This window comes from Streptomyces sp. NPDC101181 (genome assembly GCF_044767975.1).
Lineage (GTDB): Bacteria > Actinomycetota > Actinomycetes > Streptomycetales > Streptomycetaceae > Streptomyces.
Genome location: NZ_JBIWOX010000003.1, coordinates 1 through 26,954 on the forward strand (window position 1 = coordinate 1; position 26,954 = coordinate 26,954).

Annotated in this window: 19 protein-coding genes and 1 rRNA gene; 12 read left to right on the forward strand and 8 right to left on the reverse strand. The window is 71.0% G+C overall.

Annotated features, from left to right (window positions below):
- A 5S ribosomal RNA gene (rrf, locus tag ACIRRU_RS06750) occupies nt 1-95 on the forward strand; the annotation flags it as partial.
- 97 nt (nt 96-192) lie between these two features.
- Here the strand turns inward: rrf and ACIRRU_RS06755 are convergent.
- From ACIRRU_RS06755 to ACIRRU_RS06775, 5 genes are read right to left on the reverse strand one after another with little or no spacing between them, the layout of a single operon-like run.
- Nucleotides 193-1,506 carry a DUF58 domain-containing protein gene (locus ACIRRU_RS06755; RefSeq protein WP_403677062.1) on the reverse strand — a complete coding sequence of 438 codons (1,314 nt, stop codon included), beginning with the start codon at nt 1,504-1,506 and terminating at the stop codon, nt 193-195.
- Between the two features lie 10 nt (nt 1,507-1,516).
- On the reverse strand, nt 1,517-2,545 hold the full coding sequence (locus tag ACIRRU_RS06760; RefSeq protein WP_403677064.1) for an AAA family ATPase: 1,029 nt from the start codon (nt 2,543-2,545) through the stop codon (nt 1,517-1,519).
- Nucleotides 2,542-3,780: a DUF4350 domain-containing protein gene (locus tag ACIRRU_RS06765; RefSeq protein ID WP_403677067.1), complete on the reverse strand. Its 1,239-nt coding sequence runs from the start codon at nt 3,778-3,780 to the stop codon at nt 2,542-2,544. Before ACIRRU_RS06765 ends, ACIRRU_RS06760 begins: the two co-directional genes overlap by 4 nt.
- The gene (locus ACIRRU_RS06770; protein ID WP_403677069.1) at nt 3,777-4,466 is read right to left on the reverse strand and encodes a DUF4129 domain-containing protein; all 690 of its coding nucleotides are present in this window, start codon (nt 4,464-4,466) and stop codon (nt 3,777-3,779) included. The genes ACIRRU_RS06765 and ACIRRU_RS06770 overlap by 4 nt, the downstream gene beginning before the upstream one ends.
- 4 nt (nt 4,467-4,470) lie before the next feature.
- Nucleotides 4,471-5,682 (reverse strand): hypothetical protein, encoded by a 1,212-nt coding sequence (locus ACIRRU_RS06775; protein WP_403677072.1) that lies wholly within the window; start codon nt 5,680-5,682, stop codon nt 4,471-4,473.
- Nucleotides 5,683-5,822: 140 nt separating this feature from the next.
- Here ACIRRU_RS06775 and mtnA point away from each other — a divergent pair, with 140 nt between their 5' ends.
- From mtnA to ACIRRU_RS06810, 7 genes are all read left to right on the forward strand, one after another.
- Entirely contained in the window at nt 5,823-6,965 is a 1,143-nt protein-coding gene (mtnA, locus tag ACIRRU_RS06780) for an S-methyl-5-thioribose-1-phosphate isomerase (protein ID WP_403677075.1), read from the forward strand.
- A 4-nt stretch (nt 6,966-6,969) separates the two neighbouring features.
- Nucleotides 6,970-7,659, forward strand: a complete 690-nt coding sequence (gene mtrA, locus ACIRRU_RS06785) for a two-component system response regulator MtrA (RefSeq protein ID WP_007448372.1) — start codon at nt 6,970-6,972, stop codon at nt 7,657-7,659.
- 1 nt (nt 7,660) lies between these two features.
- Complete coding sequence (gene mtrB, locus ACIRRU_RS06790; RefSeq protein WP_403677078.1) at nt 7,661-9,700, forward strand: MtrAB system histidine kinase MtrB; 2,040 nt, start codon at nt 7,661-7,663, stop codon at nt 9,698-9,700.
- Entirely contained in the window at nt 9,690-11,564 is a 1,875-nt protein-coding gene (locus tag ACIRRU_RS06795; RefSeq protein ID WP_403677081.1) for an LpqB family beta-propeller domain-containing protein, read from the forward strand. Before mtrB ends, ACIRRU_RS06795 begins: the two co-directional genes overlap by 11 nt.
- A gap of 78 nt (nt 11,565-11,642) precedes the next feature.
- Nucleotides 11,643-12,371, forward strand: coding sequence for a ComF family protein (locus tag ACIRRU_RS06800; RefSeq protein WP_403677083.1), 729 nt, complete (start codon nt 11,643-11,645; stop codon nt 12,369-12,371).
- Between the two features lie 325 nt (nt 12,372-12,696).
- A complete protein-coding gene (hpf, locus tag ACIRRU_RS06805) occupies nt 12,697-13,386 on the forward strand; it encodes a ribosome hibernation-promoting factor, HPF/YfiA family (RefSeq protein ID WP_403677086.1) in 690 nt (229 codons plus the stop codon).
- A 183-nt stretch (nt 13,387-13,569) separates the two neighbouring features.
- Nucleotides 13,570-14,328, forward strand: a complete 759-nt coding sequence (locus ACIRRU_RS06810) for a response regulator (RefSeq protein ID WP_403677089.1) — start codon at nt 13,570-13,572, stop codon at nt 14,326-14,328.
- A 42-nt stretch (nt 14,329-14,370) separates the two neighbouring features.
- Here the strand turns inward: ACIRRU_RS06810 and ACIRRU_RS06815 are convergent, their stop codons facing one another.
- On the reverse strand, nt 14,371-15,558 hold the full coding sequence (locus ACIRRU_RS06815; protein ID WP_403677092.1) for a winged helix-turn-helix domain-containing protein: 1,188 nt from the start codon (nt 15,556-15,558) through the stop codon (nt 14,371-14,373).
- 52 nt (nt 15,559-15,610) lie between these two features.
- Nucleotides 15,611-16,222 carry a GNAT family N-acetyltransferase gene (locus tag ACIRRU_RS06820; protein WP_403677096.1) on the reverse strand — a complete coding sequence of 204 codons (612 nt, stop codon included), beginning with the start codon at nt 16,220-16,222 and terminating at the stop codon, nt 15,611-15,613.
- A gap of 241 nt (nt 16,223-16,463) precedes the next feature.
- Between ACIRRU_RS06820 and secA the strand changes: the two genes are divergently transcribed.
- Nucleotides 16,464-19,292, forward strand: a complete 2,829-nt coding sequence (gene secA / locus ACIRRU_RS06825) for a preprotein translocase subunit SecA (RefSeq protein ID WP_403677099.1) — start codon at nt 16,464-16,466, stop codon at nt 19,290-19,292.
- 68 nt (nt 19,293-19,360) lie between these two features.
- Here secA and ACIRRU_RS06830 read toward each other — a convergent pair whose 3' ends face one another.
- The gene (locus tag ACIRRU_RS06830) at nt 19,361-19,804 is read right to left on the reverse strand and encodes an Rv3235 family protein (protein ID WP_403677102.1); all 444 of its coding nucleotides are present in this window, start codon (nt 19,802-19,804) and stop codon (nt 19,361-19,363) included.
- 278 nt (nt 19,805-20,082) lie between these two features.
- On the opposite strand from ACIRRU_RS06830, the gene ACIRRU_RS06835 reads away from it, so the two are divergent.
- The 3 genes from ACIRRU_RS06835 to ACIRRU_RS06845 all read left to right on the forward strand — a co-directional run bounded on the left by ACIRRU_RS06835 (nt 20,083) and on the right by ACIRRU_RS06845 (nt 26,866).
- Nucleotides 20,083-20,589, forward strand: coding sequence for a DUF6912 family protein (locus ACIRRU_RS06835; RefSeq protein WP_403677105.1), 507 nt, complete (start codon nt 20,083-20,085; stop codon nt 20,587-20,589).
- A 105-nt stretch (nt 20,590-20,694) separates the two neighbouring features.
- On the forward strand, nt 20,695-21,372 hold the full coding sequence (locus ACIRRU_RS06840) for an HAD family hydrolase (protein WP_403677108.1): 678 nt from the start codon (nt 20,695-20,697) through the stop codon (nt 21,370-21,372).
- A gap of 469 nt (nt 21,373-21,841) precedes the next feature.
- Entirely contained in the window at nt 21,842-26,866 is a 5,025-nt protein-coding gene (locus ACIRRU_RS06845) for an NAD-glutamate dehydrogenase (RefSeq protein WP_403677111.1), read from the forward strand.
- The last annotated feature ends 88 nt before the right edge of the window (nt 26,867-26,954 follow it).

Sequence of the window (26,954 nt, forward strand, 5' to 3'; positions counted from 1 at the left end):
AAACGCCCGGTTACATTCCGAACCCGGAAGCTAAGCCTTTCAGCGCCGATGGTACTGCAGGGGGGACCCTGTGGGAGAGTAGGACGCCGCCGAACAATTATTGTGGGGGAGCCCCGTACCGTATGGTACGGGGCTCTCCTGCGTTCAGGGGCTTTTCCGTAGCCCGGGCTCCCCCGCGCTCTCCCGACGCCCCTAGAGGCGGCCGGCGGACTTGAGCGTCAAATAGGCGTCGGAGAGCGCCGGTGCCAGATTGTCGGGGGGCGCGTCTACGACTGTGACGCCATGGCGTCGGAGCCTGTCCGCCGTTCGACGCCGGTCGGCCTGGGCCTGACGAGCCGCGGCGGCCTCGTACACCGCCTCTACAGTGCCCCGTCCTGCGGCCAATTCCTCGACCCGGGGGTCGGACACGGCGGCCAGGAGGACCGTGTGGCGCTGGGTCAGTTGGGGCAGCACCGGGAGAAGACCCTCCTCGACCGGAGCGGCCTCCAGTGTCGTGAGGAGCACGATGAGGGACCCTCGGGGGGCTTCGGCGAGGGCCGCCGTGCTGAGGCCCCGGGCATCCGTCTCGATGAGCTCCGGCTCAAGTGTGGCCAGGGAGTTGACGACGGTCGCGAGAACGTCGCCTGCGGCGGTACGGCCCTGCACACGGGCTCGGACCCGGCGGTCGTAGGCGAGGAGGCTCACCCGGTCGCCTGCTCGGGTCGCTAGAGCGGTGAGGAGCAGGGTGGCGTCCATGGCGGCGTCGAGACGGGGAATGTCTCCTACCCGACCGGCGGATGTGCGTCCGGTGTCCAGGACGATCATGATGTGCCGGTCACGTTCGGGGCGCCAGGTGCGCACTGCTACGGCGGACTGACGCGCGGTGGCACGCCAGTCGATGGACCGGGTGTCATCGCCGGGCACGTAGGCGCGCAGGCTGTCGAACTCGGTGCCTTCACCACGGGTGAGAACGCTGGTGCGGCCGTCTAGTTCCCGTAGCCGGGCCAGCCGGGACGGCAGGTGCTTGCGGCTCGTGAACGGCGGTAGGACGCGTACGGTCCACGGTGCCCGGTGATGGCCTTGGCGCGCGGCGAGTCCGAGAGGTCCGTAGGAACAAACCGTGATGCGCTCGGCATGGCGGTCTCCGCGGCGGGTGGGCCGCAGAACCGTGGTCAGGCGGCGCTGCTCCCCGGCGGGGACTGTCAGAGTGTGCCGGGGTGAGGGGCCGCTGGCGCCCTCAGGCCAGCTGCTCGGTGGCCAGGCGTCCCGCAGCTGGGAGCGGAGACGGCGTCGCGACGTGTTGGTCACGGTGAGTTGCACTTCGGCCGAGCCGCCAAGTCGAACGGATGTATCACCGGATCGGGTGAAACGAAGCGTCCGCACTGGTGCTGCCAGGGCATAGTCGCAGAGAATCGCTAGCGAGAGCGGTGCGTTCACCGCGACCATCCCCATCCAGCTTGGGGCCAGGATGCCTACGGGGAGTGACCCGAGGGCAGCCAGAAGTGCGGTACGTCCGGTGAGGGCCATGGTCACTTCCTCATCGGGGGACGGGGACGTGGGCGAGCACCGAGGCGATGACGGAGTCGGGGGTGACTCCCTCCATGTCAGCCTCGGGCCGCAGGTGCATGCGATGACGGAGCGTGGGGAGCGCGAGGGCCTTCACATCGTCCGGGGTCACGTAGTCCCGGCCGGTGAGCCAGGCCCAGGCGCGGGCGGTCGACAGCAGAGCGGTGGCACCTCGGGGTGAGACACCGAGGGTGAGTGAGGGGGAATCACGAGTGGCGCGGCAGATATCCACGACGTAGCCGGCGATCTCGGGGGAGACGGTGGTCTTCGCGACCGCTTGACGTGCTGCTTCCAGGTCTGCGGGACCGGCGACTGGGCGTATCCCGGCAGCCTTGAGGTCGCGCGGGTTGAAGCCGTCGGCATGACGGGTGAGTACGTCGATCTCGTCCTGGCGTGAGGGGAGAGGGACAGTCAGTTTGAGGAGAAACCGGTCCAACTGCGCTTCGGGCAGAGGGTAGGTCCCCTCGTACTCGACGGGGTTCTGGGTCGCGGCCACCAGGAAGGGATCCGGCAGCGGCCGGGAGGTTCCGTCGACAGTGACCTGGCGCTCCTCCATGGCTTCCAGAAGGGAGGACTGGGTCTTGGGAGGGGTGCGGTTGATCTCGTCGGCGAGCAGCAGGTTGGTGAAGACGGGGCCGGGCTGGAAGGAGAACTCCGCGGTACGCGCGTCGTAGACCAAGGAGCCGGTGACATCGCTCGGCATCAGGTCGGGGGTGAACTGGACGCGCTTGGTATCGAGTTCGAGCGATGCTGCGAGCGCGCGCACCAAGAGGGTCTTGGCGACACCGGGCACACCTTCGAGCAGTACATGACCACGGCACAGCAGTGCCACGACGAGTCCGGTAACCGCGGGGTCCTGGCCGACGACTGCCTTGGCGATCTCGGATCGCAGAGCTTCGAGGGATGCGCGGGCCCTGTCGTACGGCTCCGGTTCCGCGGCAGCCGTGGGGCCGGGCGGGGCCACCGCGGGCTCGGCCGGCTCTGGGGTCGGGGCGCTCATGAAGTGCGTACCTCTCTTTCGAGGGCGTCGAGTTGATCGGCAAGGAGGACAAGCGCCGCGTCGGTGGCGGGAGCCGGGCCGAAGAGCAGGGTGCTGAGGTCGTGGTCCGGGGTGGTGAGGCGTGAGGAAAGGGCGGGGAGGAAGACGGCCGGGGTGTGGGCGTCCCGGCTGGGCACTCCGATGAGGGGCGCTGTGCGGGCGCGGGTGGCGGACCGGAGCGCGTCGGCGGCCCGGTCGCGGGCCTTGGTCCTGCGGTAGAGGAGGGCGCGGCCCTCGGTGGCCTCGGACGCGCGGATGGCTACGGGCAGGCGTTCCGTGACCAGGGGGCCGAGGCGTCGGGCTCGCCAGATCGCTGCGAGGACTGCGGCCAGGAAGAGCTGGGACGTTCCCCAGAGCCATCCGGAGGGGAGCAGGTCGAGGAGGCCGCTCTCTCCCTGAGCGTCCTGACGGGCGCCGTCCTCCCTCTCGCCGCCGGAAGCACCGTCGTCGGTCGTGGCCGACGGATCAGTCAGAGAGGGGAGGTACCAGACGAGATGCGGTCGGGATCCGAGGAGTTGAAGAGCGAGCGAGGCGTTGCCGAGCTGATCGAGGCGCTCGTTGTGGAGGAGGGCCGGGGAGCCGATGAGGACGGTGTCGCCGTGGTCCTCGGCAGGGAGGACGACCAGGCTGGGCAGGTTGTCGCTCGGGTAGCAGGCGGTGGCCGTGGTGTCCTGCGTGAGGTAGCGGATGCCGCCCATGTCGGCTGTGCCGGCCCGGCGGGCGGCGGGCAGGTCGCAGGAGGGGCTGAGTGCGCCGACCGTCTGGTGGGTCTCGGCGCGTACACCGGGGGCCAGGCGGGACACCGCGCGGGTGCCGGGCGCGACCAGGAGGGTGCGTCCGGCGGAGGTGGAGGTCGCTTCGGCCAGGCGCTGCTGTTGCGTGGGGGTGAGGAGGTTGGGGCCCGCGACGAGAAGGGTGGTGTCGGGGCCGGTCGCGCCGGTCGCTTCGTCGAGGGTGGTGGTGACGGTGATGGATATGCCGCGCGCTTCGAGGAGTTCGGCGACGGCTCGGCTGCCCTTGGGATCCGTGGAGCGGGGATCGAGCCGGCCGTAATGACCGCCGGAGCGTATGGCGGCGAAGGTGATACCGGCGATGACGAGGACGAGGACGACGATCAGGACGGCTCGGGCCCGGGTCCATACCTGATGCGCGGTGGGTGCTGTCGAGGTGGGGGAAGGGGTGGCTGTCGCGGTCATCCGTCGGCTCCTCGGGAGGCGCCGGGCAGCAGGGGCTTTACGCCGTCGAGTTCGAGGTCGAGGGCGCGCAGGGACAGGTACGTGTGCTCGTTCGCGCTGCGTCCGCCGTATGTGACGTCGTCGAAGCTGCGAGCCGCCGCCCGGAGCCGGGTGGCGTGTTCGGGCAGCGATGCGCCTGCCGCGGCTGCGGCCTCGTCCGCGGTGCGGCCTGGGCGGGCGTCGAGCAGGGCCCGCTCCTCCAGGCCGCGGACGATGGCGCGCATGCGTTCCTGGACGGCTTCGCTCCAGCGCAGAGCCGCGGCATGGGTGTCGGCTGCGGCGCGGTGCTGGCCCGCGCTGCGGGGGCCGTCGCTGTCGAAGAGGGCCTCCTGGGCGCGGGAGGAGCGTTGCGGAGTGCCCAGCCGCCACCAGAGGGCGGCGGCCAGGCCGAAGAGTATGACGACCAGGACGACGAGCCCGGCCGGGCCGCCGGGGGTGGCGTTCGCGGCGGTGTCGAAGAGGCCGGAGACCCAGTCCCAGAACTGGTCCAAGGCCCGCTGGACGATGCTCGGGTCGTTCTCGTGGTACATCGGCTTGGAGAGCTCGCCCTCGGCCGCCTCCCGGGCGGGCGCCCGGGGGGTGTCCACCGGAATGTCGCCCGTTGAGATGTTCAGCCGTGCTGCCTTTATGCCCTCCGCCCCCGACACCGCATCAGCTCCTGGGGGTGTCGGGGGCGTAACCGGGCAGGCCCGCTGCCCGTGCGAGGTCGAGGTCGAGTGCCTCGCGACGAATGCGCTGGTCCATGTAGAGCAGGGCCATCACGCCTGCCGTGAACGGGTAGATCAGCGTGGAGACGATGACGTTGCCGATGCCCGAGACGATCAGGAAGGGCCAGCCGGTGGAGGGGGTGGCGCCGCGGAAGAGGTCGCCCGCGTCGGCCCCGTTGGCGATCTCCGCGATGACGTCGAACGGAATGGAGATGACGACGGCGATCAGGAAGGTGAGCAGCCAGGTCAGCGCCAGGATCCCGAAGGTGCGCCACCAGGCGCCGCGGACGAGCTTGGCGGACCTGCGCAGCGCGGCCACGATGCTCTGCCGCTCCAGCATCAGAGCAGGGGCGGCGAGGGCGAAGCTGACATGCAGCCAGAGGGCCACGACGCAGGCGGCGAGGAAGCCGAGGAGGGCGAGCGCGGCACCCGCAGCGGAGCCCAGCAGCAGGCCGGGGCCGATGCCGACGGTCATGGTCACGACCATGATCAGGGTCAGCAGCACGGTCAGTCCGAGCAGCGGGAGGAGGCGGGGGCGGGCCTCGGCCCAGGCGTCGGCCAGCGAGGTAGGGCGGCCCATTACGGAGCGGCTGATCACCACGGTCACGACGGATGCGGTGAAGAGCGTGGCGATCATCGTGATGAGGGTGGCCGGAGCTTGGGAGAGGAGCGTCGACCGGGCGGACTCGGACGCCTGGCGGAGGGCTTCGGAGCCGGTGGCGTTCGGGTCGATGGAGGTCGGTTCCGGCAGGAGGTAGCGCTGCAGGAGGATGACCGCGAGCTGGGTGATCACGGAGACCCCCAGGCTGAACCCGAGTGCCGTGCGCCAGTGCGCGCGCAGCGCGGAGACGGAGCCGTCCAGGATTTCCCCGAGGCTCAGGGGGCGCAGCGGGATGACACCGGGCTGCGCGGCCGGGGGCGGTCCGCCCCAGCCCTGCCGCTGGGGGCTGCCTCCCCATCCGGGGCCGGGTGGGGGTGCACCGGGGCCGCTGCCGGGGTTGCTCGGTGGGGACCACTGCCCGGCGGGCGGTTGCTCGGGGGACCACTGTCCCGTCGGGCCGCTTCCGTCCTGAGGGTCGGAGGGGCGGGGAATCGCCGTCTCCTTGCCGTCGGAGGGGGCAGATCCGGGCGAAGCCCAGCCCGGAGAGTCGTTCATTCTCGCTCCTTCACCGTCCTGACCGCTCATCGGGGCGGCAGGTTGGCAGCCATCGTGCCACGCGCCGCTCTGCCACGGATCAGGCGCTCTATCTCTCTTGCGCCTTCATTTGTGGGCGGCTCACCGGGCAGACTGGGCAGATGGCTGATCAGGACGCGCAATCGCCGGTGGGCATCGAGCCTCCGGCCCTTCCCGTACTTCGCTGGGACGAGCCTCCGGAAGGCCCGGTGCTGGTGCTCCTCGACCAGACGCGGCTGCCCGCCGAGGAGGTGGAGCTGGTGTGCACGGATGTGCCCGCGCTGGTGCGGGCCATCCAGGCGCTGGCGGTGCGAGGGGCCCCGCTGCTCGGGATCGCCGGGGGCTACGGGGTGGCGCTCGCGGCGGCACGGGGGTACGACGTGGCGGAGGCCGCGGGTCTGCTGGAGCGGGCGCGGCCCACCGCGGTCAACCTCGGATACGGGGTCCGGCGGGTGGCCCAGGCCTACTGGGCGGCTGCCGAGAAGGGCGCCGGCACGGAGGCCGCCGCCGCGGCGGCGCTCGCCGAGGCGCGGGCGCTGCACCAGGAGGACGCGCGGGCCAGCGAACGTATGGCGGAGTTCGGGGTGACCCTGCTCGACGAGCTGTTGCCGGGGGGCGGGCACCGGTTGCTGACCCACTGCAACACGGGAGCTCTGGTGTCGGGGGGCGAGGGGACGGCCTTCGCCGTGGCGTTGCGGGTGCACCGGCAGGGGCGGCTGCGGCGGCTGTGGGTGGATGAGACGCGGCCGCTGTTGCAGGGGGCGCGGCTGACCGCGTACGAGGCGGCGCGCAACGGGCTGGCGTACAGCCTGCTCACGGACAACGCGGCGGGCTCCTTGTTCGCCGCCGGTGAGGTGGACGCCGTCCTCGTCGGTGCGGACCGCATAGCCGCCGACGGCTCGGTGGCCAACAAGGTGGGGAGCTATCCCCTGGCGGTGCTGGCGAAGTACCACCATGTGCCCTTCATCGTGGTGGCGCCGACGACGACGGTGGATCTGGAGACCCCGGACGGCACGGCGATCGTCGTCGAGCAACGCCCCGGGCAGGAAGTGACGGAGCTCACACCTCCGCGTGGTGCGGCGGTCGACGGAGGCGGCGGAATGGTGGTCGCGCCCCTCGGAGCCCCGGTGTACAACCCGGCCTTCGACATCACGCCGCCGGAACTGATCACGGCGATCGTCACGGAGGAGGGGGTCATTTCCCCGGTCACCGGGGTCGGACTGGCGGAGCTGTGTGCCAGGTCATCGCAGGTAACGATTAGCTAATGGGATGATGTCGATTATGAAGGGACGCGTCCTTGTCGTCGACGACGACACCGCACTGGCCGAGATGCTCGGCATCGTGCTGCGTGGAGAAGGTTTCGAGCCGTCGTTCGTAGCGGACGGCGACAAGGCACTGGCCGCATTTCGTGAGGCCAAGCCTGACCTGGTGCTGCTCGACCTCATGCTGCCCGGGAGGGACGGCATCGAGGTGTGCAGGCTGATCAGAGCCGAGTCGGGTGTGCCGATCGTCATGCTCACCGCCAAGAGCGACACCGTCGACGTGGTGGTCGGTCTGGAGTCGGGCGCCGACGACTACATCGTCAAGCCGTTCAAACCCAAGGAGCTGGTCGCCCGGATCAGGGCACGGCTGCGGCGGTCCGAGGAGCCCGCCCCGGAGCAGCTCACCATCGGTGACCTGGTCATCGATGTGGCGGGTCACTCCGTGAAACGGGAGGGGCAGTCCATCGCCCTGACTCCGCTGGAGTTCGACCTGCTGGTCGCGCTCGCCCGCAAGCCGTGGCAGGTCTTCACCCGTGAGGTCCTGCTGGAGCAGGTGTGGGGTTACCGCCACGCGGCCGACACCCGCCTGGTGAACGTGCATGTCCAGCGTCTGCGCTCCAAGGTCGAGAAGGACCCGGAGCGGCCGGAGATCGTGGTGACGGTCCGCGGCGTCGGCTACAAGGCCGGACCGAGCTGAGATGGCCGGAGGCAGCGCTGCTCCGGGGCCCGGGGAGCCGGGAGTCCGTACGGAGCGGGCTGCCGGCCCGGGACGGAGGGCACCGCGTATGAGCCGTTTCCTGCGGGGTGGCCGGTTGTTCGAGGACCGGACGCCCGGCGGGCCCGTACCGCGGTTGCTGATGCGGTGGGTGCGCCGTCCGTTGCTCCCCGCCGTCCGGCTGTGGCGGCGCAACCTGCAGCTCCGTGTCGTCGCGGGCACGCTGCTGATGTCGATGGCCGTGGTGCTGCTGCTCGGGTTCGTCGTGATCGGGCAGGTGCGCAACGGGCTGCTCGACGCGAAGGGCAAGGCCGCCCAGACCCAGGCCGCCGGCGGTTTCGCCGCGGCCCAGGAGAAGGCCAACGCTTCCCTCGCCCCCGGGGGGCAGGGAAGCGGCAGCCCCGACGGCGTGACCGGCAGCACCTCCTGGCGTACCGAGCTGGTCGACCAGCTCGCCAGTGGCGGCAAGAACGCGTTCAACGTGGTGGCGCTCAGCGCCGACTCCGTGAACGACGGCGCGGGCAGCCGGGCGCCGCGCGGTTCGGGCAGCGTCGAGGCGTCCAGTGTTCCCGAGCGACTGCGCGAGGACGTCGGCAAGGGCCAGGGCGCTTTCCAGACGTACTCCGAGATCCGGTATTCCTACGGCAAGGATTCGCAGCCGGGGCTCGTCGTCGGCAAGCGGCTCTACGACATCGACCAGCACCCCTACGAGCTGTACTACCTCTTCCCGCTCACCCAGGAGGAGAAGTCGCTGACGCTGGTCAAGACGACCCTGGCGACCGCGGGGCTGTTCGTCGTCGTGCTGCTCGGGGCGATCGCCTGGTTCGTGGTGCGGCAGGTCGTCACGCCGGTGCGGATGGCCGCCGGAATCGCCGAGCGGCTCTCCGCGGGCAGACTCCAGGAACGGATGAAGGTCACCGGTGAGGACGACATCGCCCGGCTCGGTGAGGCCTTCAACAAGATGGCCCAGAACCTTCAGCTGAAGATCCAGCAGCTGGAGGAGCTCTCCCGGATGCAGCGGCGCTTCGTCTCGGACGTCTCGCACGAGCTGCGGACCCCGCTCACGACCGTACGGATGGCCGCCGACGTCATCCACGAGGCGCGCGTCGACTTCGACCCCGTCACCGCGCGCTCCGCCGAACTGCTGGGCGACCAGCTCGACCGGTTCGAGTCGCTGCTCTCCGATCTGCTGGAGATCAGCCGATTCGACGCGGGGGCGGCCGCCCTGGAGGCCGAGCCGATAGATCTGCGGACAGTGGTCCACCGGGTGATCGGCGGCGCCGAGCCGCTGGCCGAGCGCAAGGGCAGCCGGATTCTCGTCGTCGGCGACGACCAGCCGGTCATAGCCGAGGCGGACGCCCGCCGCGTCGAGCGGGTGCTGCGCAACCTCGTCGTCAACGCCGTCGAGCACGGCGAGGGCCGGGACGTGGTGGTGCGGATGGGCGTGGCGCAGGGCGCGGTGGCCGTGGCGGTGCGCGACTACGGAGTCGGGCTCAAGCCCGGCGAGGCCACCCGTGTCTTCAACCGGTTCTGGCGGGCCGACCCGGCCCGGGCCCGGACGACCGGCGGGACCGGCCTCGGCCTGTCGATCGCCGTCGAGGACGCCCGGCTGCACGGCGGCTGGCTCCAGGCCTGGGGCGAGCCGGGCGGCGGGTCGCAGTTCCGGCTGACCCTGCCGCGTACGGCGGACGAGCCGCTGCGCGGGTCGCCGATACCGCTGGAGCCCGAGGACTCCCGGCGCAACCGGGAGGACCGGGAGCGGGACGACGCGGCAGCCGCGTACCCGGCCGGTCACCGGCTGCCGTCCGTGCCGAACCAGCCCGCCGCCGGTGAACGCTCGCCGCTGCCCGTACCCGCGCGCGGCCCCGCGGCCCGGAATCCGGCGACGGCCTCGGTGCACCCCGCGGCCCTGCCCGGCAACGCGGCACGCGTCGTCGCGCGCCCGGTCCCGGAGCGCTCCGGTGAGCGCGCGCCCGACGGCGCGCGGAATTCCGATCAGGAGGACACCACTCGTGGGTACTGACCGCTCTCCGGGCGGCCACGGACGCGCGGTGCGGGTGGCCGTGCTGATCGGCTGCTCCCTCGTCGTCCTGGCCGGGTGCGGATCGATGCCGATGACCGGCGACGTCAAGGCGGTCGACGCCTCGCAGCCCGGCGACTCGCAGGTGCAGGTGTACGCCGTGGCGCCCCGGGAGGGCGCGCCGCCCAGCGAGATCGTCGACGGGTTCCTGGAGTCGATGACCAGTGACGATCCCGCGTTCGCGACCACGCGGAAGTATCTGAGCGCCGACGCCCGGCGGACCTGGCAGCCCAGCGGGGGCACCACGGTCCTGGCCCAGGCCCCCAACCGCAGCGGCCCCCTCCTGCACGACGAGGCCAGCCGGGCCACTCGCGACGCGGAGACGACCTACACGCTGACCGGCAAGAAGGTCGCGGCGGTCGATGACCAGAGCTCCTACCGGCCGCTCGCCCCCACCGACTACTCCCAGACGCTGCATCTGGTGCTGGAGAAGGGGGCGGACGGCAAGCAGGAGTGGCGCATCGACGTCGTCCCGGACGGTCTGCTCCTCGGACAGTCCGACTTCAAGCGGCTCTACCGCTCGGTGAACAAGTACTACTTCGCCACCGGGCGGACGGGCGGGGATCCGATGCTCGTCGCCGACCCCGTCTACGTACGCAACGGTACGGACCCGGTCACCCGGATGGGGACGACCACGCAGACCGTCAGGACGCTGCTCGCCGGGCCGACGAACTGGCTGCGGCCGGTGGTCGACTCCCGGTTCCCGACCGGGACCGCGTTGCGCAGGGACGTCACCGCGCTGGCGCCGGACGACCAGAACGTCCTGAAGGTGCCGCTCAACGCGAAGGCCGACAAGGCGGACCGCAGCGCCTGCCGGATGATGGCCGCCCAGGTGCTCTACACGCTCCGGGACCTGACCTCGGCGCGGGTGGAGCGGGTGGAGCTGGAGGGCGGCCGGGGCAAGCTCTGCTCCCTGGACGCCGACGACGCCGGGGCGTTCTCCGCGGACAGCGGCTCCGGAGGTCCCGACAGCCAGTACTTCATCAACGACAAGGGGCAGGTGGAGAGCCTTCCCGGCGCGGTGGAGAGCAACGCGGCGCCCGAGCCGGTGATCGGTCCGCTCGGCGCGGGCACCGTGCCGATGGGCTCGGTGGGCGTGGCCCGGGACGAGCGGCGGGCTGCCGCGGTGTCGGCCGACGGGCAGAACCTGTACGTGTCCTCCCTGGAATCGGCGGAGGAGCTGGCGGCGCCCCTGGTGACCAGTACGGCCAAGGAGGCCGCCGACCGGCTGTCCCCGCCGAGCTGGGACGGCCACGGTGACCTGTGGGTCGCCGACCGTAACCCGGCCGGTTCCCGGCTGCTGCGGCTGACCGGAGGAGCGGGCGAGCCCCGGGAGGTCCGGGTTCCGGGCCTGGACGGCAGCCGGATCGAAGCGCTGCGGATGTCGGCGGACGGGGTGCGGATCGCGCTGCTGCTGTCGAAGGACGGTCATACGACCCTGAAGATCGGCCGGGTCGAGCGCCGGGGGTCCGCCGTGGCGCCCGAGGTCTCGGTCGAGGACCTCCGTCAGGCCGCGCCGCAGCTCGCCGACGTGACGGCCATCTCCTGGTCCGGCCGCAGCCGTCTGGTGGTGGTCGGCAAGGAGGAGGGCGGCGTACAGCAGGTGCGGTACGTGCAGGCGGACGGTTCCACGTCGTCGTCGGGCGCGCTGCCCGGGGTCAACCAGGTCGAGTCGGTCGCCGCGGCCGACGACGAGCTGCTTCCGCTGATGGCGGAGACGGAGGGCGACGGCATCGTGAAGCTCTCGCCGGGCGACAACTGGCAGACGGTGCTCAAGCAGGGCACCTCGCTGGTCTATCCCGGCTGATCGGAGGCCCGCGGACCCGAGCGGCCGGAGTTTTCCACAGGGGTGGTCCGCTCGCCGCGGCCCCGGCACAGTGGGGTGGTGCTGGGCGGGTGGCGGGAGCTGTGCGGACTGGTGCTGCCGGTCGCCTGCGCGGGCTGCGGCAGACCGCGATCCGACCTGTGCGCGGCGTGCGAGGCCGCGCTGCACGGCACCCCGCCCCGCCGGGTTTGGCCCTCTCCCCGGCCCCCGGGGCTGCCGCCGGTGCACGCGGCGGCGCCGTACGAGAACGCCGTACGCGCGGTTCTGCTGGCCCACAAGGAGCGCGGGGCACTCGGGCTCGCGCGAGTGCTCGGACGGGCCCTGGCGGGTGGTGTGCGGGCCGGGACGAGGCGGTCGGGCGGCCCCGGGCCCCTGCTGCTGGTCCCCGTGCCGTCGGCCCGCTCCGCCACGGCGGCCCGGGGGCACGACCCGGTGCGCAGGATCGCGACGGCGGCCGCGCAGTACCTGCGGCGTACGGGGCTGCCGGCCCAAACAGTCCCGGTGCTGCGGCAGCGGCGCGTGGTCGCCGATCAGTCCGGTCTCGGAGCCCGTCAGCGCCGGGTGAACCTGGCCGGAGCCCTGGAGCTGGTGGCGGGCGGGGAGCGGCTGATCCGCCACGGTGCGGTGATTCTCGTGGACGACCTGTTGACGACGGGTTCGACGCTGGCGGAGGCGGCGCGAGCCGTCGACGAGGGCCTCGGCCGCGACCCGAGGACGGCCGGGAGACCGGTGTGCCGGGCGGCGGTCGTCGCAGCTTCTCCGTCCGCCTTCGAAATAAACCGGAACTGACCGAAAAATTGCATCGTTGCAGGTACAGAGAGGCTGATACCCCCTGAACGGAGGTACGTGCCAGTAGCGGGTGCCGAGAGCAGGGTGCGCAAGCTATGTTCGTTTGTGAGGCGCGGTGAAGACCGAACCTCGACGAATGCACCAGCAGGTTTCGGGCAGGTAACTCACCGCAGGAGAAGGGCGCAAGTCGGTGGGGTTGCGGCTCTTCCGACGGGGGAGGAGGAGGCGAAAGCCACCGAGTCCGAGGCCCCGGTGATCTCCGGGGCTTGGTGTGAAAGGGAGACGCTCCGCCGCTGAGCGGAGCGATCCGGGAACGGAGTTCTGCGTGGACATCGTCGTCAAGGGCCGCAAGACCGAGGTGCCCGAGCGGTTCCGCAAGCACGTGGCCGAGAAGCTGAAGCTGGACAAGATCCAGAAGTTCGACGGCAAGGTGATCAGCCTCGACGTCGAGGTGTCCAAGGAGCCGAATCCCCGTCAGGCCGACCGTTCCGACCGGGTGGAGATCACGCTCCGCTCGCGGGGGCCGGTCATCCGGGCGGAGGCGGCGGCCGGCGACCCCTACGCAGCGCTCGACCTGGCCACCGGAAAGCTGGAGGCCCGGCTGCGCAAGCAGCACGACAAGCGCTACAGCCGCCGTGGCAACGGACGGCTGTCGGCGGCCGAGGTCGGGGATGTGGTGCCTGGTGTCGCCTCGTTCGACGAGGACGGTGAACTGGTAGGCGACCAGCCCTCGGAGTCCGTCCCCACCACGATGGTCGGCTCGCTCGAAGTGCAGGGCGACGGGCCGCTCGTGATGCGCGAGAAGACCCACACCGCCGCACCGATGACGCTCGACCAGGCGCTCTACGAGATGGAACTGATCGGTCACGACTTCTACTTGTTCGTGGACTCCGAGACGAAGGAACCCAGCGTCGTCTACCGGCGTCACGCCTATGACTACGGTGTCATCCACCTGAGGACCGACCCGCTGGCCGCTGACGAGGCGGGCGGCGCGGGCGGTGCGCTCGGCGGCTGAGGCCCCGTCGCCGTGGTGCCCCTGGGGCGTTTTCACGCCACCGGGGGCACACGCGTACGAGCACACGGCCACCGGGGTCGCGTCCCGGCATGGAATCATGGCAGCCCGAGCCAATCGGCGCTCTGAGAAGCGCCGTTGGCGAACGACCGAGACTCCGGGCCGCGGCCTTCAGGGGGAGGATTGATGGCGGACACCTTCGGGCCCGTGCGCGACGCGCGTCACTCCGACAACGACGCCGACGACGCCGATGGGTACACCGGCGCGGACGCGGCGTCACGCAGGGAGCCCATCCGGGTGCTCGTGGTCGACGACCACGCGCTCTTCCGCAGGGGTCTGGAGATCGTCCTCGCGCAGGAGGAGGACATCCAGGTCATCGGCGAGGCCGGGGACGGCTCGGAGGCCGTCGACAAGGCCGCCGACCTGCTGCCCGACATCATCCTGATGGATGTCCGGATGCCCAAGCGCGGAGGTATCGAGGCCTGCACCGCCATCAAGGAGGTGGCACCCAGCGCGAAGATCATCATGCTGACGATCAGCGACGAGGAGGCCGACCTCTACGACGCGATCAAGGCGGGCGCCACCGGATACCTCCTCAAGGAGATCTCCACCGACGAGGTGGCCACCGCCATTCGCGCCGTCGCCGACGGACAGTCCCAGATCAGTCCCTCCATGGCCTCCAAGCTGCTCACCGAGTTCAAATCGATGATCCAGCGCACCGACGAGCGTCGGCTCGTGCCCGCGCCCCGGCTCACCGAACGGGAGCTGGAAGTGCTGAAACTCGTGGCGACCGGGATGAACAACCGGGACATCGCCAAGGAGTTGTTCATTTCCGAGAACACGGTGAAGAACCACGTCCGCAACATCCTGGAGAAATTGCAGCTGCATTCCCGTATGGAGGCCGTGGTCTACGCCATGCGCGAGAAGATTCTGGAGATCAGATAGCGGACGCGACCGCCGCCGAGAGCCCTGCCCCCGCGGAGTCCGTCAGCGGTAGGCGCGTTGCCACGCGTGGCCGATCTCCGTCCTGAGCGGCTCGCGCAGCTCCGGGGCCTCCACCCGGTCCACCCGGATGTCCGTGCAGCCCACCCAGCCCGCCGCCTCCACCAGCGCCTCGGCCATCGGGACCACGGCCCGGGGACCGGCCAGGGACGCCTGCCGGGCGACCAGCGTGGTGCCCTCGCGCGCCGGGTCGACCCGGCCGCGCAGCCTGCCGCCCGTCAGCAACGGCATCGCGAAATAGCCGTGGATCCGTTTCTGCTTGGGGACGTACGCCTCCAGGCGGTGGGTGAAGTCGAAGATCCGCTCCGTGCGCGCCCGCTCCCACACCAGCGAGTCGAACGGTGACAGCAGCGTCGTACGGTGGCGTCCGCGCGGCTCCCTGGTGAGCGCCTCCGGGTCCGCCCAGGCCGGTTTCGCCCAGCCCTCCACCGTCACCGGCACCAGCCCCGAGTCCGCCACCACGGCGTCGAACTCCTCGCCCTTCAGCCGGTGGTAGTCCGCGATGTCGCCGCGGGTGCCGACGCCGAGCGACCGGCCCGCCAGCGCCACCAGCCGCCGCCGGCACTCCCGGTCGTCCAGGTCGTCATGGAGCACGGCGTCCGGAATGGCCCGCTCGGCCAGGTCGTAGACCCGCTTCCAGCCGCGTCGCTCGGTGCAGACCACCTCGCCGTACATCAGGGCCCGCTCGACGGCGATCTTGGACGCCGACCAGTCCCACCACTCGCCGCCGTTCTTCGCGCCGCCCAGCTCGGTGGCCGTCAACGGGCCCTCGGCGCGCAGCTGCTTGATCACCGTGTCGTAGACGCCGTCGGGCAGATCGTGGTGCCAGTGCGGGCGGGAGCGGTAGGCGCGGCGGCGGAACGCGAAGTGCGGCCACTCCTCGACCGGCAGGATGCACGCGGCGTGCGACCAGTACTCGAAGGAGCGGCCGCCCGACCAGTACGCCTCCTCCACCGCGCGGCGGCCCACCGCGCCCAGCCGGGCGTAGGGAATCAGCTCGTGCGAGCGGGCCAGCACCGAGATGGTGTCCAGCTGGACAGCCCCGAGGTGGCGCAGCACCCCCGGCACTCCCGCCCGGCGGTCCGGCGCCCCCAGGAATCCCTGGGCGCGCAGCGCGATACGGCGGGCCTGGTCAGCGGAGAGTTCGACTGCGGGAGGAGGCACAGGCGTCATACGTCGAACCCTAGACGGCGCCACTGACACCCCGGGTCCGGACGCCGCCCGCTCACGGTCCGGAACCCGACGCCTCCCCGGACCGCCGTGCGTCGCGCCCGGGGAGGTAGGGGTGGACGCCCGGCAGCCCCAGATCGCAGGGGAGCAGGGCGGCCGTCCACACATCGCGCCGCACCCCCTTGTTGAGCAGCCCGGACCGCTGTTCGCCCTCCATCTGGAACCCCGCGCGCAGGGCGACCGCGCGGGAGGCGGTGTTGCCGATCTCCGCGCGCCACTCCAGCCGGTCCGCCCCGAGCGAGGTGAAGGCCCACCGCGCGGAGCCGAGCACCGCCTCGCAGACGTAACCGTGACCGCGGTGGTCCGCGGCGCCCCAGAAGCCGACCTCGTAGGTTCCCGGGCGGCTGCGGCGGTGCATCCCCAGGGCGCCGACCAGGGCCTCGGAGTCCCGCAGGACGAGGGCGAAGCTGTACACGGAGTCGTCCTGCCAGCCCGCCGGGGAGAGCCTCGCGGTGAACAGCTCCGCGTCGGTGAGGCGGTAGGGGGAGGGGAGCACCGTCCAGCGCTGGATGTCGGGATCCTGGCAGGCGGCGTGCACCCGGTACGTGTCCTGCGGGCCGAAGGGGCGCAGGATCAGGCGTTCCGTGGTGAGGGTGATCGGCTCCATGGACCGATTCTGGTGAGCCCGGCGCCTCGATGCGAGCACTTTCGGGGCTTCCCGGCACCTTCCGCGCCTCCGGGGCGTTGTCCGTCAAGGGGGGCGGCGAGGTCCACGCGGCAGCAGCCCTCCCGACGCGGTGGTGTCCTCGCTTACGATGGCCGTTGCGGTGGGGCCCACCTGCCGTGCCCGCGCCAGAGTCCATCACACGACCCAGTGCCAGGCCCGACCGGCAAGGAGACCAGCCTCAGTGTCCGTCTTCAACAAGCTCATGCGTGCAGGCGAAGGCAAGATCCTGCGCAAACTGCACCGCATCGCGGACCAGGTCAGCTCCATCGAAGAGGACTTCGTCACCCTCTCCGACGCCGAGCTGCGGGCGCTCACCGACGAGTACAAGGAACGGTACGCGGACGGCGAGAGCCTGGACGACCTGCTTCCCGAAGCGTTCGCCACGATCCGCGAGGCCGCCAAGCGTGTCCTCGGGCAGCGCCACTACGACGTACAGATCATGGGTGGAGCGGCCCTGCACCTCGGCTACGTGGCCGAGATGAAGACCGGTGAGGGCAAGACCCTCGTCGGCACCCTGCCCACGTATCTCAACGCCCTCTCCGGCAAGGGCGTGCACCTGATCACGGTCAACGACTACCTCGCCCAGCGTGACTCCGAGCTGATGGGCCGGGTCCACAAGTTCCTCGGGCTGTCCGTCGGCTGCATCATCGCCAACATGACTCCGGCCCAGCGCCGCGAGCAGTACGGCTGCGACATCACCTACGGCACGAACAACGAGTTCGGCTTCGACTACCTCCGCGACAACATGGCGTGGTCCAAGGACGAGCTCGTCCAGCGCGGCCACAACTTCGCCGTGGTCGACGAGGTCGACTCGATCCTGGTCGACGAGGCCCGTACGCCGCTGATCATCTCCGGCCCGGCCGACCAGGCCACCAAGTGGTACGGCGACTTCGCCAAGCTGGTCACGCGTCTCACCAAGGGCGAGGCGGGCAACCAGCTCAAGGGCATCGAGGAGACCGGCGACTACGAGGTCGACGAGAAGAAGCGGACCGTGGCCATCCACGAGTCCGGCGTCGCCAAGGTCGAGGACTGGCTCGGCATCGACAACCTCTACGAGTCGGTGAACACCCCGCTCGTCGGTTATCTGAACAACGCCATCAAGGCCAAGGAACTGTTCAAGAAGGACAAGGACTACGTCGTCATCGACGGCGAAGTCATGATCGTCGACGAGCACACCGGCCGTATCCTCGCCGGCCGCCGCTACAACGAGGGCATGCACCAGGCGATCGAGGCGAAGGAAGGGGTGGACATCAAGGACGAGAACCAGACCCTCGCCACGATCACCCTCCAGAACTTCTTCCGCCTCTACGACAAGCTCTCCGGCATGACCGGTACGGCCATGACCGAGGCCGCGGAGTTCCACCAGATCTACAAGCTCGGCGTGGTGCCGATCCCGACGAACCGGCCGATGGTCCGCGCCGACCAGTCGGACCTGATCTACCGCACCGAGGTCGCCAAGTTCGCCGCAGTCGTCGACGACATCGCGGAGAAGCACGAGAAGGGCCAGCCGATCCTGGTCGGCACCACCTCGGTCGAGAAGTCCGAGTACCTCTCGCAGCAGCTCTCCAAGCGCGGTGTGCAGCACGAGGTCCTCAACGCCAAGCAGCACGACCGGGAGGCGACGATCGTCGCCCAGGCGGGCCGCAAGGGCGCCGTCACCGTCGCGACGAACATGGCCGGACGAGGCACCGACATCAAGCTCGGCGGCAACCCCGACGACCTCGCCGAGGCGGAGCTGCGCCAGCGCGGCCTCGACCCGGAGGAGAACGTCGAGGAGTGGGCGGCCGCGCTGCCCGCGGCCCTGGAGGCGGCCGAGCAGGCGGTGAAGGCGGAGTTCGAGGAGGTCAAGGATCTCGGCGGGCTCTACGTGCTGGGCACGGAGCGCCACGAGTCGCGCCGCATCGACAACCAGCTGCGCGGTCGTTCCGGCCGTCAGGGCGACCCGGGCGAGTCCCGGTTCTACCTGTCGCTGGGCGACGACCTGATGCGTCTGTTCAAGGCGCAGATGGTCGAGCGCGTCATGTCGATGGCGAACGTCCCCGACGACGTGCCGATCGAGAACAAGATGGTCACCCGCGCCATCGCCTCCGCCCAGTCGCAGGTCGAGCAGCAGAACTTCGAGACGCGGAAGAACGTCCTGAAGTACGACGAGGTGCTCAACCGGCAGCGCGAGGTCATCTACGGCGAGCGCCGCCGCGTGCTGGAGGGCGAGGACCTCCAGGACCAGATCCGGCACTTCATGGACGACACGATCGACGACTACATCCGGCAGGAGACCGCCGAGGGGTTCGCCGAGGAGTGGGACCTGGACCGGCTGTGGGGCGCCTTCAAGCAGCTCTACCCGGTCAAGGTCACCGTGGAGGAGCTGGAGGACGCGGCCGGGGACCTGGCGGGCGTCACCGCCGACTTCATCGCCGAGTCCGTCAAGAACGACATCCACGAGCAGTACGAGGAGCGCGAGAAGACCCTCGGCTCCGACATCATGCGCGAGCTGGAGCGCCGGGTCGTCCTCTCGGTGCTCGACCGCAAGTGGCGCGAGCACCTCTACGAGATGGACTACCTCCAGGAGGGCATCGGCCTGCGGGCCATGGCCCAGAAGGACCCGCTGGTGGAGTACCAGCGCGAGGGCTTCGACATGTTCAACGCCATGATGGAGGGCATCAAGGAGGAGTCCGTCGGCTACCTGTTCAACCTGGAGGTCCAGGTCGAGCAGCAGGTCGAGGAGGTTCCGGTGCAGGACGCCGCCGAGCGCACCTCGCTGGAGAAGGAGGGCGCGGCGGCCACCCCGCGTCCGGAGATCCGCGCCAAGGGCCTGGAGGCTCCGCAGCGCCCGGACCGGCTGCACTTCTCCGCCCCCACGGTGGACGGCGAGGGCGGGGTCGTCGAGGGCGACTTCGCCACCGACAGCGCCGGAGCCACGCGGTCCGGTTCCGCCGACGGCATGACGCGTGCCGAGCGCCGCAAGGCCCAGAAGACCAGCGGCGGTGGCGGTCGCCGCCGCAAGAAGTAGCACCCCGGGCATGAGCACGGCAGGGGCCGGACACCGCATGGTGTCCGGCCCCTGCCGTGTCCTCCCGGTCACCGCGGGCCGGGGCGGCCGGTGGTGAGGCGCTCGCCGCCCAGCTCCACGGCGGCGCAGCGCCAGCGATGGTCGGCGCCCTGTTCCAGCCGGAAGGCCATGGCCTGCACCCGGTCGCCCGCCGTGATGCTGGCGAACGCCTCGACCACCCCGGTGGCGGGCTGCGCGCCGCGGCAGTGCCGCAGCACCGGGCGGCTGCCGCGGGCGGCCCCGAGCGGGGTGCTGGGGGCCAGTTCGGCGAGCTGGTCGTAGGCGTCGCCGATGGTGTGGCCGAGCATCCAGTGCACCGGACGCTGTCCGCTGAGGACGGCGAGCAGCCGTTCGGCGAACCACTGGTGGGGCCGGGGCGGCCGGTGCGGCTGCCGCCGTGACCGCTGGGGAGGTACGACCCGGGGCCTGCGCTGGTCGCGGCGGCCGGTGGGCCTCGTGCTGTCCGTGCTCATGTTCATCGCCCCCGTGAACCGGGCCCGGTGAATACCGGGCGGTAACTTGTGTGGTGGGGATCTTCTACGGGGACGGCCGTCAGCGCCGCAAGCGGCCTTCCGGCGCACACCCGCTCCGGGACGGGTTCACCTATCCGTGGCCCGCCCCGTGCGCCACAAGGGGCAAAGCGGGGGTGACGGCCTGTCCTCGGTGGACGGAGCACCCCGGTTGCCGAAACCCGAAAGGGGACCTCCGCCACGTATCCTTCAGGGCGTTCCCTCTACGAAAGCGGCCTGCGATGCGCGTGTACGTTCCCCTGACCCTCTCCGGTCTCGCAGCGGCGCATGGCACGGGCGAGGTCGGGCCGGCCCCGCTGACGGCGTACGCGGTGACCCCCGGGCTGCGCGAGTGGTACGTCTCCGACGACATCGAGGAGCTGGAGTACGCGGCGCTCAACCGGGCTGCCGCCGCCTCGCTGCGGATGATCGCCGGGAGATCGGACGAGGCGCGGCGCCGGGTCGTCGTCGCCGTCGACGTGCCGGACGGGGAAGCCCTGGCCGACCCCGATCAGGGGCTGAGCGCGTCGTCGCTGGGTGAGGTGCGGATCGCGGCCGCGCTGCCGCTGGCCAAGGCGGCCGCGGTGCACGTGGACGCCGACGACGCCGAGCGGGACGTGGCCGCGGCGGCGGCCGCGCTGGGGGCGGCGGACCTCGGCGACGACGACGCGCAGTTCACCGTGGACGGGGCCGAGGACCACGAGCTGCTGTGGTTCGGGGTGCAGGAGATCGGACAGCTGATCGGCTGAGCCGTCGGCCGGGTGCCCGGCCATCGGCCGCCCCGCCCTTGCGGTTTCCGCAGCTCAGGCGAGGTCCGGGCTCGCGTTGTCAGACCTCGCGGGTACGTTTTCTCCATGGCATCCGCGAAGACACGCACCCATCTGGTCTGGGACTGGAACGGCACGCTGCTCGACGACATCCAGGCCGTCATCCACGCGACGAACGCCGCGTTCGCCGAGATCGAGGTGGCGCCGATCACGCTGGAGCGGTACCGCGAGATGTACTGCGTGCCGATACCCCGGTTCTACGAGCGGCTCATGGGCCGGATGCCCACCGAGGCCGAGTGGGAGCGCATGGACGGCAGCTTCCACCGCCACTACACCGAGCAGCGGGTGGCCTGCGGGCTCACCGCGGGGGTCGAGGAGCTGCTGATCCGGTGGCAGCACGCCGGACGCAGCCAGTCGTTGCTGAGCATGTACGGACACGAGCAGCTCGTCCCGTTGGTCCGGGGCTACGGCATCGAACCGCGGTTCGTCCGCGTGGACGGGCGCACGGGGCCCTCCGGGGGGAGCAAGGCGCTCCACATGGAGCGGCACTTCGCCGCGCTGGCCGCCGCGGGCGGCCCCGCTCCGGAGGACTCGGTGGTCATCGGGGACGCGCTGGACGACGCGGTGGCGGCGGCGCACGTGGGCGCCCGAGCGGTGCTGTACACCGGGGGCGCGCACAGCCGCGGCAGCCTGGAGGCTGCGGGGGTGCCGGTGGTGGACAGCCTGGGGGAGGCGGTCACGCTGGCGGAGACGTTCTCCGGGTAGCCGGTGGCGTCGGCGCGGACCTCGGCGGGGTGCGGCCCGGACGGGCTTCACGGGGCACGCGGTAGCTCACCGACTCCCGCATCTGGGCCGCGCGATCCGGGCGAATGAGCCGGTTTCACGGCTTTCGCCGGAAAGGTGTGGCGGACTGTCCAGAGTGTCAAAGTTCGGGGGGTTGTTTTGTACGCAAGGAGCTCATGACGGGGCGGGGTGCGGGGGCGATAGCCTGGTGCCGTGATCAGCGCGATACGCCTCGGGGGCACTGAAGCCCCCGGCCACCGCCCGGAGTGCCACCGCACCCGGGCGATCCGCGATCTTCCGACCCCGGACCGGCCGTCAAGAACGGCCCATGTGGTCCCGGGGAACTCTCGAAGCGGCATAGCGTCGATCCAGACCGGAAACCCCGCGTCGTGGCGGTACGTCGTTTTTCTCACCTACGTCACGCAACGGCGCGCGACAGGAGCCAGAGGACATGCAGACCAAGCTGGACGAAGCCAAGGCCGAGCTGCTCGCACGGGCTGCCCAGGTAGCTGACAACAGTCCGGGCGGTGGTGCCGGTGGCCCGGGGAGCGCACCCCGGGTGCAGGTCACCACCGGGGTGGACGAGAGCGCCCACCCCGGTCAGGACGCGATGCTCGCCTACCTCCAGCGCTACTACCTCCACACGGCTCCCGAAGACCTCGGCGCCCGGGACCCGGTCGACGTCTTCGGCGCCGCCGCCTCCCACTACCGGCTGGCGGGGAACCGCCCGCAGGGCACCGCCAACGTGCGCGTGCACACCCCGACGGTCGAGGAGAACGGCTGGACGTGCAGCCACTCCGTCGTCGAGGTCGTCACCGACGACATGCCCTTCCTCGTGGACTCCGTCACCAACGAGCTGTCCCGGCAGGGCCGCGGCATCCATGTCGTGATCCACCCGCAGGTCACCGTCCGCCGCGACGTCACCGGCAAGCTCGTCGAGGTCCTCTCCGGCGGCCCCCGTGCCCCCAAGGCCTTCCCGGCCCCCGAGGGCACCCGCGACGCCCAGGAGCAGCCCCGCAACCACGGCCCCGAGCTGCCGCACGACGCTCTGGTCGAGTCTTGGATCCACGTCGAGATCGACCGCGAGACCGACCGCGCCGACCTCCAGCAGATCACCACCGACCTGCTGCGCGTCCTGTCCGACGTCCGCGAGACCGTCGAGGACTGGGGGAAGATGCGGGACTCCGCCCTCCGGATCGCCGACGACCTGCCGGGCGAGCCGCTGGACGACCTGGCCGACGAGGAGGTCGAGGAGGCCCGCGAACTGCTGCGCTGGCTCGCCGCCGACCACTTCACCTTCCTCGGCTACCGCGAGTACGAGCTGAAGGACAGCGACGCGCTCGCCGCCGTCCCCGGCACCGGGCTCGGCATCCTGCGCTCCGACCCGCACCACAGCGAGGACGAGGCCCACCCGGTCAGCCCGTCCTTCGACCGGCTGCCCGCCGACGTCCGCGCCAAGGCGCGCGAGCACAAGCTGCTCGTCCTGACCAAGGCCAACAGCCGGGCCACCGTGCACCGCCCCAGCTATCTCGACTACGTCGGCGTGAAGAAGTTCGACGCCAAGGGGAACGTCGTCGGCGAGCGCCGCTTCCTCGGCCTCTTCTCCTCCGCCGCCTACACCGAGTCCGTGCGCCGGGTCCCCGTCATCCGCCGCAAGGTCGCCGAGGTCATCGACGGCGCGGGCTTCTCGTACAACAGCCACGACGGCCGCGACCTGCTCCAGATCCTGGAGACCTACCCGCGCGACGAGCTGTTCCAGACCCCCGTGGACCAGCTCCGCTCCATCGTCACCTCCGTCCTCTACCTCCAGGAGCGCCGCCGACTGCGGCTCTACCTGCGCCAGGACGAGTACGGCCGCTACTACTCCGCGATCGTCTACCTTCCGCGCGACCGCTACACCACCGGCGTGCGCCTGCGGCTGATCGACATCCTCAAGGAGGAACTGGGCGGCACCAGCGTCGACTTCACCGCCTGGAACACCGAGTCGATCCTCTCCCGGCTGCACTTCGTGATCCGGGTCCCGGTCGGCACCGAGCTGCCGCACCTCACCGACGCCGACGCCGACCGCGTCGAGGCCCGGCTCGTCGAGGCCGCCCGCTCCTGGGCCGACGGCTTCCAGGAAGCCCTCACCGCCGAGCTGGGCGAGGAGCGCGGCGCCGAGCTCCAGCGCCAGTACGGCCACTCGTTCCCCGAGGGCTACAAGGCCGACCACTCGCCGCGCGCCGCCGTCTCCGACCTGGTCCACCTGGAGACCCTCAAGGAGGGGGAGAAGGACTTCGCCCTCAGCCTGTACGAGCCCGTCGGCGCGGGCCCCGGCGAGCGGCGCTTCAAGATCTACCGCACCGGTGAGCAGGTCTCCCTCTCCGCCGTCCTGCCCGCCCTCCAGCAGCTCGGCGTCGAGGTCGTCGACGAGCGCCCCTACGAGCTGCGCTGCGCGGACCGTACCCACGCCTGGGTCTACGACTTCGGGCTGCGGATGCCCCTGGTCAACGGCAACGGCGGCTACCTCGCCGACGACGCCCGCACCCGCTTCCAGGAGGCATTCGCCGCGGTCTGGCAGGGAGCCGCGGAGAACGACGGCTTCAACGCGCTGATCCTCGGCGCCGGACTGAACTGGCGTCAGGCCATGGTGCTCCGCGCCTACGCTAAGTACCTGCGGCAGGCCGGTTCGACCTTCAGCCAGGACTACATGGAGTCCACGCTCCGCAACAACGTCCACACCACCCGGCTGCTCGTCTCGCTCTTCGAGGCGCGGATGTCGCCCGGCCGCCAGAGCGCGGGCCTGGAGCTGACCGACGGCCTCCTGGAAGAGCTCGACGGAGCCCTGGACCAGGTCGCCTCCCTGGACGAGGACCGCATCCTGCGGTCCTTCCTCACCGTCATCAAGGCCACCCTGCGCACCAACTTCTTCCAGCACACGCAGGACGGCACACCGCACTCCTACGTCTCGATGAAGTTCGACCCGCAGGCCATCCCGGACCTCCCCGCGCCCCGCCCGGCGTTCGAGATCTGGGTCTACTCCCCCCGGGTGGAGGGCGTCCACCTGCGCTTCGGCAAGGTCGCCCGCGGCGGGCTGCGCTGGTCCGACCGGCGCGAGGACTTCCGTACGGAGGTGCTCGGGCTGGTCAAGGCGCAGATGGTGAAGAACACCGTCATCGTGCCCGTCGGCGCCAAGGGCGGCTTCGTCGCCAAGCAGCTCCCGGACCCGTCCGCCGACCGGGACGCCTGGTTCGCCGAAGGCATCGCCGCCTACCGCACGTTCATCTCCGCGCTGCTCGACATCACCGACAACATGGTCGCCGGGGAGGTCGTGCCCCCCGCCGACGTCGTACGCCACGACGAGGACGACACCTACCTCGTCGTCGCCGCCGACAAGGGCACCGCGAGCTTCTCCGACATCGCCAACGAGGTCGCCGTCGCCTACGGGTTCTGGCTCGGGGACGCGTTCGCCTCCGGAGGTTCGGCGGGCTACGACCACAAGGGCATGGGCATCACCGCCCGCGGCGCCTGGGAGTCCGTCAAGCGGCACTTCCGGGAGCTGGGCCACGACACCCAGACCCAGGACTTCACCGTCGTCGGCGTCGGGGACATGTCCGGCGACGTGTTCGGCAACGGCATGCTGCTCTCCGAGCACATCCGTCTGGTCGCCGCCTTCGACCACCGGCACATCTTCATCGACCCGGCCCCGGACGCCGCGACCTCCTACGCCGAGCGCCGCCGGCTCTTCGACCTGCCCCGCAGCTCCTGGGACGACTACAACACGAAGCTGCTCTCCGCGGGCGGCGGCATCCACCCGCGCAGCGCCAAGTCGATCCCGCTCAACGCGCACATCCGCGAGGCGCTCGGCATCGACGGCTCGGTCGGCAAGATGACCCCCGCCGAGCTGATGCAGACCATCCTCAAGGCCCCCGTCGACCTGATGTGGAACGGCGGCATCGGCACCTACGTCAAGGCCGTCTCCGAGTCCAACGCCGATGTCGGCGACAAGGCGAACGACGCGATCCGCGTCAACGGCGAGGACCTGCGGGCCAAGGTCGTCGGCGAGGGCGGCAACCTCGGCGCCACCCAGCTCGGCCGCATCGAGTTCGCCCGCGACGGCGGCCGGATCGACACCGACGCGATCGACAACAGCGCCGGTGTGGACACCTCCGACCACGAGGTGAACATCAAGATCCTGCTCAACGGGCTGGTCCGGGACGGCGACATGACCGTCAAGCAGCGCAACAAGCTGCTCGCGGACATGACCGACGAGGTGGGCACGCTCGTCCTGCGCAACAACTACGCGCAGAACGTCGCCCTCTCCAACGCCTCCGCCCAGGCCCCGTCCCTCCTCCAGGCCCAGCAGCGCTTCATGCGCCGCCTGGAGCGCGACGGCGAACTGAACCGGGAGCTGGAGTTCCTGCCCGCCGACCGGCACATCCGGGAGCTGCTGAACAACGGCAAGGGGCTCACCCAGCCCGAGCTGGCGGTCCTGCTCGCGTACACCAAGATCACCGCGGCCGACGAGCTGATCTCCACCGTCCTGCCGGACGACCCGCACCTGCAGAAGCTGGTGCACGCCTACTTCCCCAGCGAGCTGCGCGAGCGGTTCCCCGAGGCGGTCGACGCGCACGCGCTGCGCCGCGAGATCATCACGACGGTCCTGGTCAACGACACGGTCAACACCGCCGGTTCGACCTTCCTGCACCGGCTGCGGGAGGAGACCGGGGCGTCGATCGAGGAGATCGTCCGGGCCCAGTTCACGGCCCGCGAGATCTTCGGCCTCTCCGGGGTGTGGGACGCGGTGGAGGCGCTCGACAACAAGGTCGCCGCCGACGTCCAGACCCGCATCCGGCTGCACTCGCGGCGGCTGGTGGAGCGCGGCTCGCGCTGGCTGCTGGGCAACCGGCCGCAGCCCGTCGCGATCGCCGAGACCATCGAGATGTTCCGGGAGGGCGTCGAGCGGGTCTGGAGCGAGCTGCCCAAGCTGGTCAAGGGCGCGGACCTGGAGTGGTACCACTCGATCCGCGACGAGCTGACGGGTGCGGGCGTCCCGGACGAGCTGGCGGCGCGGGTCGCCGGCTTCTCGTCCGCCTTCCCGGCGCTGGACATCGTCGCCATCGCGGACCGCACGGGCAAGGACCCGCTGGAGGTCGCCGAGGTCTACTACGACCTCGCGGACCGGCTACGGATCACCCAGCTGATGGACCGGATCATCGAGCTGCCGCGGGCCGACCGCTGGCAGTCCATGGCCCGCGTCTCCATCCGCGAGGACCTGTACGCGGCGCACGCGGCCCTCACCGCGGACGTGCTGAGCGTGGGCGACGGGACCTCCACCCCGGAGGAGCGGTTCCGGGCCTGGGAGGAGAAGAACGCGGCGATCCTGGCGCGGTCGCGGTCGACGCTGGAGGAGATCCAGGGCTCGGACGCGTTCGACCTGGCGAACCTGTCGGTGGCGATGCGCACGATGCGGACGCTGCTGCGCACGCACGCGTGAAGCGGCTCGCCTAGCGTCGGGCACTCCGCGTGAGGGGTTCGCGTCAGCGCCTCCCGCGCGAGGCTCACGCGCGGGAGGGACGGCGCCC